This is a genomic window from Cryobacterium sp. N21 (genome assembly GCF_002929575.1).
GTDB lineage: Bacteria > Actinomycetota > Actinomycetes > Actinomycetales > Microbacteriaceae > Cryobacterium > Cryobacterium flavum.
Map to the genome: position 1 here is coordinate 1 of NZ_PJJQ01000010.1, position 9,062 is coordinate 9,062.

The 9,062-nt window shown below is 61.5% G+C and carries 12 protein-coding genes; 4 read left to right on the top strand and 8 right to left on the bottom strand.

The genetic code is table 11. The features are described 5' to 3' along the window. Positions 1-23 precede the first annotated feature (23 nt). On the bottom strand, positions 24-362 hold the full coding sequence (locus CXY77_RS00115) for a helix-turn-helix transcriptional regulator (protein ID WP_104129366.1): 339 nt from the start codon (positions 360-362) through the stop codon (positions 24-26). Positions 363-663: 301 nt separating this feature from the next. Between CXY77_RS00115 and CXY77_RS00120 the strand changes: the two genes are divergently transcribed. Together CXY77_RS00120 and CXY77_RS20270 are read left to right on the top strand one after the other, a co-directional pair. After that, the gene (locus CXY77_RS00120) at positions 664-1,347 is read left to right on the top strand and encodes a maleylpyruvate isomerase family mycothiol-dependent enzyme (protein WP_158252714.1); all 684 of its coding nucleotides are present in this window, start codon (positions 664-666) and stop codon (positions 1,345-1,347) included. Between the two features lie 154 nt (positions 1,348-1,501). Beyond that, positions 1,502-1,828: a hypothetical protein gene (locus CXY77_RS20270; protein WP_199181816.1), complete on the top strand. Its 327-nt coding sequence runs from the start codon at positions 1,502-1,504 to the stop codon at positions 1,826-1,828. On the opposite strand, the gene CXY77_RS00125 is transcribed toward CXY77_RS20270, so the two are convergent. From CXY77_RS00125 to CXY77_RS00155, 7 genes are all read right to left on the bottom strand, one after another. Further along, positions 1,751-2,113 carry a winged helix-turn-helix domain-containing protein gene (locus tag CXY77_RS00125; RefSeq protein WP_104087655.1) on the bottom strand — a complete coding sequence of 121 codons (363 nt, stop codon included), beginning with the start codon at positions 2,111-2,113 and terminating at the stop codon, positions 1,751-1,753. The two genes, CXY77_RS20270 and CXY77_RS00125, sit on opposite strands and share 78 nt — an antisense overlap. After that, positions 2,101-2,676 carry an SRPBCC domain-containing protein gene (locus tag CXY77_RS00130; protein WP_233197130.1) on the bottom strand — a complete coding sequence of 192 codons (576 nt, stop codon included), beginning with the start codon at positions 2,674-2,676 and terminating at the stop codon, positions 2,101-2,103. The genes CXY77_RS00125 and CXY77_RS00130 overlap by 13 nt, the downstream gene beginning before the upstream one ends. A gap of 153 nt (positions 2,677-2,829) precedes the next feature. Continuing rightward, positions 2,830-3,399, bottom strand: coding sequence for an alpha/beta fold hydrolase (locus tag CXY77_RS00135; RefSeq protein WP_158252715.1), 570 nt, complete (start codon positions 3,397-3,399; stop codon positions 2,830-2,832). Between the two features lie 570 nt (positions 3,400-3,969). After that, positions 3,970-5,160, bottom strand: coding sequence for a glycosyltransferase (locus tag CXY77_RS00140; RefSeq protein ID WP_104087659.1), 1,191 nt, complete (start codon positions 5,158-5,160; stop codon positions 3,970-3,972). Beyond that, a complete protein-coding gene (locus CXY77_RS00145) occupies positions 5,160-5,771 on the bottom strand; it encodes a TetR/AcrR family transcriptional regulator (protein ID WP_092342507.1) in 612 nt (203 codons plus the stop codon). Before CXY77_RS00145 ends, CXY77_RS00140 begins: the two co-directional genes overlap by 1 nt. A 342-nt stretch (positions 5,772-6,113) precedes the next feature. Further along, positions 6,114-6,485, bottom strand: coding sequence for a cupin domain-containing protein (locus CXY77_RS00150; protein ID WP_134505140.1), 372 nt, complete (start codon positions 6,483-6,485; stop codon positions 6,114-6,116). A 510-nt stretch (positions 6,486-6,995) separates the two neighbouring features. After that, positions 6,996-7,940 (bottom strand): YafY family protein, encoded by a 945-nt coding sequence (locus CXY77_RS00155; RefSeq protein WP_092342511.1) that lies wholly within the window; start codon positions 7,938-7,940, stop codon positions 6,996-6,998. A gap of 85 nt (positions 7,941-8,025) precedes the next feature. Here CXY77_RS00155 and CXY77_RS00160 point away from each other — a divergent pair, with 85 nt between their 5' ends. After that, positions 8,026-8,424 (top strand): VOC family protein, encoded by a 399-nt coding sequence (locus CXY77_RS00160; RefSeq protein ID WP_104087660.1) that lies wholly within the window; start codon positions 8,026-8,028, stop codon positions 8,422-8,424. Further along, positions 8,421-8,855, top strand: a complete 435-nt coding sequence (locus tag CXY77_RS00165; protein WP_233197131.1) for a hypothetical protein — start codon at positions 8,421-8,423, stop codon at positions 8,853-8,855. The genes CXY77_RS00160 and CXY77_RS00165 overlap by 4 nt, the downstream gene beginning before the upstream one ends. The last annotated feature ends 207 nt before the right edge of the window (positions 8,856-9,062 follow it).

Below are 9,062 nucleotides of genomic sequence, written 5' to 3' on the forward strand. Positions count from 1 at the left end.
GGTCGATGCGAACGCGGGTCATGTCAGGTTTCCTTCGGGGTTGTGCAGGTCATGTGGATGCCGAGCCGGTCGGCTTGGTGTTCGGCGGGGGTTCGTTGCTCGCCGAGCCACCGGTGTAGGACGTCGAGGGCGCCCGGTCGCAGGCTCATGGTGCGGACGCGCCCATGCTTCTGTGACGTGACCAGTCGCGCGTTCTCGAGGACGCGCAGGTGCTGCATGAGCGACGGCAACACCATCGAGAACGGTGCCGCGAGTTCGGACACGACGGCGGGGGACTTCGCCAACCGTTCCACGACGGCTCGGCGCGTCGGATCCGCGAGAGCGCGGAGCACGGCATCGAGCTCGTCGCGATACTTAGGCACATACCTAATTATTCTTGAAGGGCNCGGCTCACGCCAGGAACGTGTCCCGCGTTTGAAGAGTGTCCGGAATTGATCACTTAACACCAGTGTCATTTTCCGTACTCGCCCCCACAAATTATCCACACCGACGTCGACCCTTGCTGCCGTCCTGCATGGGGAACGTTGAATGGGACTTTCAGAGAGTCACTGGGCGGAACACCCGCACGTGTCCAAAGGAGTTTGCTGGTCGCCGCGACAAAATCGAGTAGTTGAAATCGGTAGTCTTACTGTGGCGAATGCTTGTAAGGGACCCCCTCGACAGGTGACCTTTTTGATGACCACCCGTTTCGGAGGCCAATTAGCCGTGACAACGACAGGCGTAGAGACGCTGTACGCCGCTGAGCGCGACCGATTCGCCGAGGATCTCGCCGGTCTCGATGACGCATCCTGGCAGACGCCGAGCCTGTGTCGCGGGTGGACAGTGCGCGACTTGTGCGCGCATCTGCTCATGCCCTACGAACTCGGATTTGGCAGCTTTATTGTCGGTCTCGCGCAAGCGCGCTTCAACTTCGACGAGTTCGCTTATCGCTGGGCCAGGACTGACCGGCGAACCGGCACCGAGCTGACGCGCTTGATCGCGAAGACCAATGTTGCCGGTTTCGCGGTCCCCGACGCGGGAGAACTCGCCCCACTGGCACACTTGGCCATTCACTCCGGAGACGTTCGTCGGCCGCTCGGCCTTGCTGGTCGGATTTCCCCTGAAGCGGGCTGGCTGGTCCTCAATGAGCTGACGAGTGGCAGGCACTCGGTCGGTGACGATCTCCTTCGTGGGCTGCGCTTCCAAGCCACCGATACCGACTGGTCGCTGGGTGGAGGACCCGAAGTCAGTGGCGATATCGCTACTCTTCTCAGCGCACTCAACCGCCGTCGTGCGGCCGCGGCTGACTTGACGGGCGCCGGTGCAGACGAGTTCCGGTCCCGCATGGGAAGGGTGAGTGGACGCTGATGCACGTCGAGCGAATCGGGATCCTGCACAAATGTTTGTTCGCGAAATTAGCTGGCGCCTGACTTGTGTCGACTCCGGCCGAGAGTTGATCGGCGAAGTCGCACAGTATCGTGGCTTGATTGCGAACGTGGTCTATCAAGTCGGACCTACCTGAGTGGGCGGCAATGATCCGATTCAGGTTCCAGGAATCGAGAGAAATCCGGTTGTCGAAGCTGGGACGCGAGCCCGAAACGACCCCGAGCGCAACCGCCGCGATGGCGGCATCCACACTGAGGAGATGAGCCAATATCTGATCGGCGGTCCAACCCCCGTCACCGGCTTCGCCGAGATCGGGAATGGATGCCGTTTCGAACAACTTTTCATAGGCGCTTCGAAGGGCTGTTGTGATCATGAGGTGCTTCCTCTACGTCTTGTTTTGTCGGCCGGGATCAGCGCCTTGGTGACGCTGGATTGCTTCGGCGATCTGGGTGATCCGCTGTAACCGTGCGTCCCACGATGCCCCGACGGTGGAGAGCTGCGCTACCGCGCGAGCGAACTCTACATCGTCCAACCTGTAACACATCTCCCGTCCGATGGGCGCGGCATGCACCAAGCCAACACGGTGGAGTACCCCAAGGTGCTTTGCAACGGCCTGACGTGTAACGGGAAGTTCGTGGCTGAGGCTGGTTGCCGTGCCACCGCCAGCCGCCAAGAGCATGTCGAGCATGCGCCGCCGGGTCGGGTCGCCGATCGCAGACCACAGATCATCGTCGATTACCGCAGCCATTGGGCGGCAACCAGTTGCCCGAGATAGTCGCGAAGGCTGGCCAAGTGCGTAGTCCAGCCGACGGAGTGCTCCTTGTATTGTTCCTCAAGAACGGCAGCCTCCCAATCCATTTCGCGGAATCCCACCTCGGTAAGACGAACCACGGTGCCAGTGCCAGACGGCACGAGTTCGAAGGTCACCAGCAACGAGTTAGCAGGGGTCGCGACCTCATCGAGGGGATAACCCCAACGGAAGGAAAACAAACGAGGCTGTTCAGCATCAACCACGGTGATGGAAACGACCTCTGCCTCAGCTTTGGCTTTGTCTCCCCAAACAAGTTCACCGACAGCACCTGGGACAGGTTCCAGGTGCGCCTCAGCGTGCCACCATTCCCGGATGTGCGCGGGACTGCTGATGACTGCGTAAACCACCTCGGGCGAGGCGGCGATGCGGAACTCGCGTTCGATGCGTCCGTACTCCATTTTCGCCCGACCTTCTGCAATGTTTGGTTGCACGTCACCATGGCCCCACGCACCCGCTTCGCGCAACCGAAGGTTGCTTGAGTGAGTGGAAATGCCGGACATTATCGGCACACCCGACACGGCGATCACCGGCTGTCGCGCAGGTCCCGTGTGGGGAACGCTCAGCGGGCTCAGCAGTCGTAGCCAACGCGCCTGTGACTGCGAACGCTCGATGGTGGCGTTCTATTGTTCCTAGGGCGCCAGGGAACCAACCGATCAGACGGTTAGGTCCAGCCACGCGATGATGGCGGCGCGTGCTGCTGCAGGTTGCTCGTGAAACAGGAAGTGCCCGGCGTCTTTAATAACCGTGTAGGTGGCCGTGGTCAGTGCTGCCGCTGATTCTTCGGCGGCAGCAATCGGAATGAGGCGATCGCCAGCGCCGTGAATGATCGCGGTCGGGCAGGTAATCGCGGGTAGCAAGTAGCGCAGGTCAGCTCGGTTCACAACAGCCTGCTGTTGCCGGAGAAACGCGTCGGCGCCGACCGGGGTCGTCATCTGTCGCCAGATGGCGAGAAGTGCTTCATCGGATTCGTTCTCCGCCGCGACCACGCCGGGAAAGGCGGCATCGATCAGAGCCGTGAATTGTCCTGCTTCAACGGGGGCCGATTGCCGAGCGCGGGCCGCTTTCTGCTCATCAGTGTCGGCCCGAGCGGATGTGCTCACGAGCGCGAGTGCGGTAACGCGCTCGGGTGCCTGCCGCATCACCTCGAGGGCAACATACCCGCCCATACTCGTTCCAAGAACAGCGAAGTCTCCAATGTTCTCGCACAGGAGACGTTCTGCCATGGCCGCGATGGTTTTATCGCGGCGTGTATCTGCGATGGTGACTTGACCTCGCGACCAGAGCGTGTCGAGCACGGGGACGTAGGCAAGAGGCGAGCAGAGGAGGGGCGGGACAACGATTATCTTCATAACTTTATTGTTCCTCCTGTCTGTGACATCGCTCAGTGAGCAGTGCCCACAAGCCGGACGGCGATCGGCACACCCGAGACGGCGATCACCGGCTGTCGCACAGTTCCCGTATGGGAACCTCCACCGGACACACCCTGGCGTTGACGAGCACCGTTGCTGTGACTGTTAATTAGTAATGGCGGGTAATCGCAGCTTCAATTGGCGGTTCTGTCGCCCGGGCTCATGCTAGTCGGGCTCATTGTCAGGTCCGAGTACCTGATATTGGCGCCGCACCTGCGGAAATCAGTGCGTTCCTGACTCCTGTTTGTGGTTGCATTCGTCGATCCGCAACCGCAACCGCTTCATTAACGAAACCCAATCGCGGGACGGTTAGTTTCGGAGACCAAATTTCGGTTGCCGACAGGTCGGTGTGTTCAGCAGGGCTCTTGCCTCGTTGAGATGAGTTCAGTGGATCGCGGCGAGGAGGGTCAGCGCCGTTAGGGTTCCGTCCTCGGCGGACATGGCCTTGGCGACCTCGGTGATGCGGGGACGGCACTGCTCCGCCTCGTCGAGTGCGGCGCTGAGGGCTGGGACGGTCAACGCACGTTGCGGGATCGGCGCGGGTGTCAGACCCATTTCGTAGAGACGGGATCCCCAGAACGGCTGGTCAGCGATGAATGGCACGATCACCGATGGTGTTGCGGCAGTCATCGCGGCGTGCACGGTGCCGATGCCGCCGTGATGCACTGCCGCGGTCGCGTGCTGAAGCACCGCCGTATGCGACACGGTCTGCACGACGAGCACGTCGGCGCCGAGGCGGTCCGGGGGCACCTCGATGCCGCCGACACCGGTAGCGATGAGACAGCGGCTCCCGCGCTCCCGCGCTACGTCTACGATCGCGCCTCCACGCGATGTGGCGTTTCCCACCGCCATCGAGCCGAAGCCCGCATAGATGAATGGACCGTCTGTGACGAACTCGGCGACTTCGAGCTCGAGAGCCGCCAATCGGTGTGCGCGAGTCCAGGGGCCGGTGAGGTGCACCGATTCTGGCCAGTCGTCGGGGCGCGGAAGGATCGCTGGGCTGGTGGGCATGAGAGTGGCAGCGGGGGCAGAAACCTTGCGCTTCCGTGCGCCGACCATTCTGCGCACCTCGCCAAGTTCAGAGCGGAACATTATCGATGCCGCGCCCGCCGCCTGATACGTCAAGCGATTCAGGGGGCCGATTCCGCGAGTAATTGTGCCTGCGGCGGGAAAGGCCCTAGTGGGCGTAAGAGTCGGCACGATTTCGACCACGACGTGTGGCACTCCCAGTGCATCCGCTACCAGCGGAGCCGACAGGACCTTCGGGTGGTAGACAATCAGGTCGGGCTCGTACTCGAGCGCCGCTAGCGCACCGCCGACGATGACGCCTCGCATCACCGGGCGCACCACGGAGCGGTAGTTACGTAGCGCCGCCGTGATAGAAACGCCCTGATCCTCGATCACGCGCGTGTAGTCCACCCCCATGCTTGCGACATCGATGTCAGCCATGTCAACGCCCGAATTCTCCGGGGCGACAAGGCGCACCTCGTGCCCCGCTGCACACGCCCGCTCGGCCAGGGCCGCGAAAGGCTCGACATCACCCCGCGAGCCCGCCGTCGCCAGCAAAATCCTCATTACCGTTCTCCTCGGACGCCCATCGCAGCATCGAGCAGCCCACTGTCCGTGACGAGACCGCGCGTGTAAATCTCCGCAATCGGAACCGCAAGTCGCGCCATTGCCGCGTCCAAGCCTGCGTCTGCCCACCGGGTGAGGTGCGCAGAGAAAGCGAACGGCGTAAGTCCCAGCACGAGCAGCGCCATTGCCTGCGCGTCGGGGTCGGACGATCCGCGCAAAGAGCCCGACTCCGCGCCCTCCGCGACCACCGCACGCGCCATCCCCAGCAGCACATCGAACAGTTCGCGAGACTCCTCGGAGTCCTCCGCGACCGCACGCGTCGCATACGAGCCGTACTGAACGAAGACCGCGTCAAGCCTTTCGGCGGCTGAGGCGTCCGGTCGGCCTTTGTCGCGCAGGAAGTCCACGACGCGACGGTTGCACTCTCGACGGAGGCCGTCCTTGCTGCCGAAGTGGTGAATTACCAGAGCGGCACTCACCCCAGCATCCGCGGCGATCTCCCGGATGGTCGCCGCGGCGAATCCGTTCCGAGCGAAGCGCTTGAACGCCGCAGCTACTATCCGCGCACTCATCTTCAGATCACTCCACGGCAACGTGGTGTCTGAACTCATGTTCAGTAATCTACTCACTTGTTCAGGTTTGCGTCAATACTGCAATCGCAACCGGAGCGTCGGCGCTTGAGCGACGTGCAACTAGGTATTCACGAACGACCGTCCATGAGACACCCGGGGCGGTCGTGCTCCAGATCTGTGAATCACGGCGCTAATGGCGGCCTTTCGCAGCGCTGAACGTCACCCCAACGCACGTAAGCCGATCCTTCAACAGTGTGATCAGACCGTTCCGCCGGTCGCACGGATCGCCTCATCGACCGGCGTATGTCTACTCTGCCCGTCTTTAAATGCCGCGATACGGTCTTGATGCGGCAGGTGCTCAACGGTCGCAAACCGTTGCTCTCAGGACCAGTACTGCGTGTTCCATGGCCCGGTCGCTGTTCCGATCAGCACCGTGTCCTCTTCGGCACCATCGAAATGGATCGCGTGAGCTGGCACAAACAGGAACGACCCCGCCGGGAAGCGATCCGCGTCTCCCTTGATAAAGGAGGTGCCGTATCCGAGCATGAGTTCGCCGTAGGCCACGTGCAGGTGCGCGTCGGCGGTGTGGTGGTGCGGGGCGTCGAATACGCCCGCGGGGATAAAGAACGCGTAGGTGAACATGTGCCCTGGCTCACGAGAGCCGACGAGTGTTGCGGACTTCGTGCCGTCGTCGTGAACCGTCTCCCATGGGATGAGGCGGGAATCAAACGACTGTGGCTGCTTCGGTTGCATACCGTCATGGTAACCGCGGCTCACTGCGAACGCTCGCGGAATACAGACACCGCGCTTCTTGGACATAAGGCGACGAAACCTAGGCCAGGTTCGCCAGACCTTCAACAGCATCCAGCGCCCGTATACCGGTCCCTGAGCGCGACGCGGAACGTCTCGAAAAAGTAAAGAATATTGAGACACCCGCCGCCCTGCTTTCCCTGAATACGCCAGAGCCAGAACACATGGCTCGTCGTGTCTCGGAAATACGTATCACCGGAAATTGTCTTAGCAAGTTATTGGGATGGGACTTCTGGGGCACAATGACGGGGCGCCCTGCACAGGTCACATTGGACTGTTTCCTCATCGTTTGCGACAAGCAGAATAAATGACCGGTTGTGTGACAATTTCTCCATCCGTTGAAGTTACGATCGTGTTGTCACGCAATCGAACGTATAGATGACACGTGTCGAGCCTGGGTTCAGTGCCCGTTAGGCGAACCCTCAACGGGCATTGTGAGTGCGGGTCCCGCGCCTACGGCCCATTGCGCTCTACGATCGCGGCGCCGAGGCGCATGAGCTCCGAGCGCACGGATGCCGGCTCGAGAACGTCAATGTATTCACCCCATCCCGCGAGGCCACGGGCGAGCATGATTTCGGCTGGCGCACTGATTCGCACCCTGGCTTGGTGGCCGTCGATCGCGGTGTCCTCCACTGCCAGCTCGCCGAACTGTTCCCGCAGGAAGGGCACGATCTCAGTATTTGTGACCACGATCGTGGATGCGCTCTCGCGCTGCTGATTCACGTCGCGTACGACGCGATTCCATGCCTCTGCGAGGTCGAAGTCATCCGGGCGGTCGGCAGGCTCGTCCGTGACAACAGCCCAGATGATCCGCTCGATGCGAAATGTGCGCTGGGCGCCATCCACGCCGCCGAGTAAGTACCACACCTCATTCTTCTCGACCAGGCCCCACGGGTCACAGAGCCTTTCGACCGGGTCGCGGTCCCAACCCCGGTAGCTCAGACGCACCTTTCGGCGCTGTATGACAGCGACCTGGAGTTCCGTCACGAGTGGTGGCTGTGCGCGACGGGGCCGGCCCCACCGCGCCGGGTCAATCACGACGGCCTCTGCCGCCGCTTCGGCGTCCGTTCTAAAGCTGTCGGGAAGAGCGTGCACGAGTTTGCGGAGCGCCGACTTGGCCTCTGGGACTACGGACGCGGCTGGCCCGACCAGGAGGAAAAGCGCACGCGCCTCAGCCGATGTGAGCCCGCTCAGGTCGGTGCGAGCACCGCCGAGTAGTTGCCACCCCCCGCCGCGGCCGGCCTGTGGGTACACGGGAATTCCCGCAGCTGACAGCGCTTCGAGATCACGCCTCGCCGTAGCGACGGATGTCTCAAACTCAGCCGCTACTTCCTTCGCTGTCACGCGTCCCCGCGCCTGCATCAGCAGGAGTGTGGCGACGAGGCGATCTGCGCGCATAAATCAATTATCGCAAACAAAGTAGTCAGAAGGTGAGCACTTTACTGGTGGAGACTGAAATCACCTGAATCAGAAGGAAGACCACATGTTGCGAGGATTTGCCACCGTCAGCTATTTCGCCGCCGATCTGGAGGCGGCACGCAAGTGGTACAGCGAGCTGCTGGGTATCGACGCGTACTTTCAGATGCCCGGCTACGTGGAGTTCAGGGTTGGCGACTATCAGAACGAGCTTGGAATCATTGACGCGACGTACGCGCCACCAGCGCCAGACGGGCCGGCCGGCGAGATCATCCAATGGCACGTGGACGACCTCCCAGGGTCATTCAAGAAACTGCTGTCGATGGGGGCGACCGAATACCAACCGCCGACTGACCGCAGTGAAGGATTTATGACGGCATCCGTCGTCGACCCCTTCGGCAATATCCTGGGCATTATGTATAACCCGCACTATCTTGAGGTGCTCAAGAAGGTTTCCGGGAAATGAGCGAAGCTCTCATGTCTCGGTCTGTCGCTCAGAAGATGGGAATCCAGAAGGGCGCGCTGGCCCACTTCGTGAACGCCCCCGTGTCGACCCTGAAGGCCATCGGGCTTCCGGAATTGGAGGTCAGCGAGGATCTCCAGGGTGACTTCGACTACATCCATTTCTTCAGCGTGACTCAATCCGAGATGCACGACATCTTTCCAATACTCAAACTCCATCTGAAGCCGTCGGGCATGTTGTGGCTCTCCTGGCCCAAGGCGCGGAAGCTGGGCTCAGATCTCAGTCTGCCGAAGGTCATCGAGATCGGATACAGTCACGGCCTCGTCGAGAGCACATGCCTGCGCATTGACGACACGTGGGCAGGGCTGAAGTTCACGCACCCGAAGAACGGCAAGATCTACAACAACAGCCACGGAACCCTGCCCGATCACTGAGCCGGGCGCGCCGTTCAGCCCTCGGGTGGCCATGATTAATTCGGCGCCCGTGCGCGTCATAGTTCCATGATTGCGCCGCGCTATAACTGCAATTCGGTTCGAATGCAATGGCCGTATGCCGAACCTCTACCGGTCACGCGCATTCCTCAGCGGGACATGACCCCGGAAGGCTCAGGCCTTACGAGCCGCCACAGAGAACACCAGCGG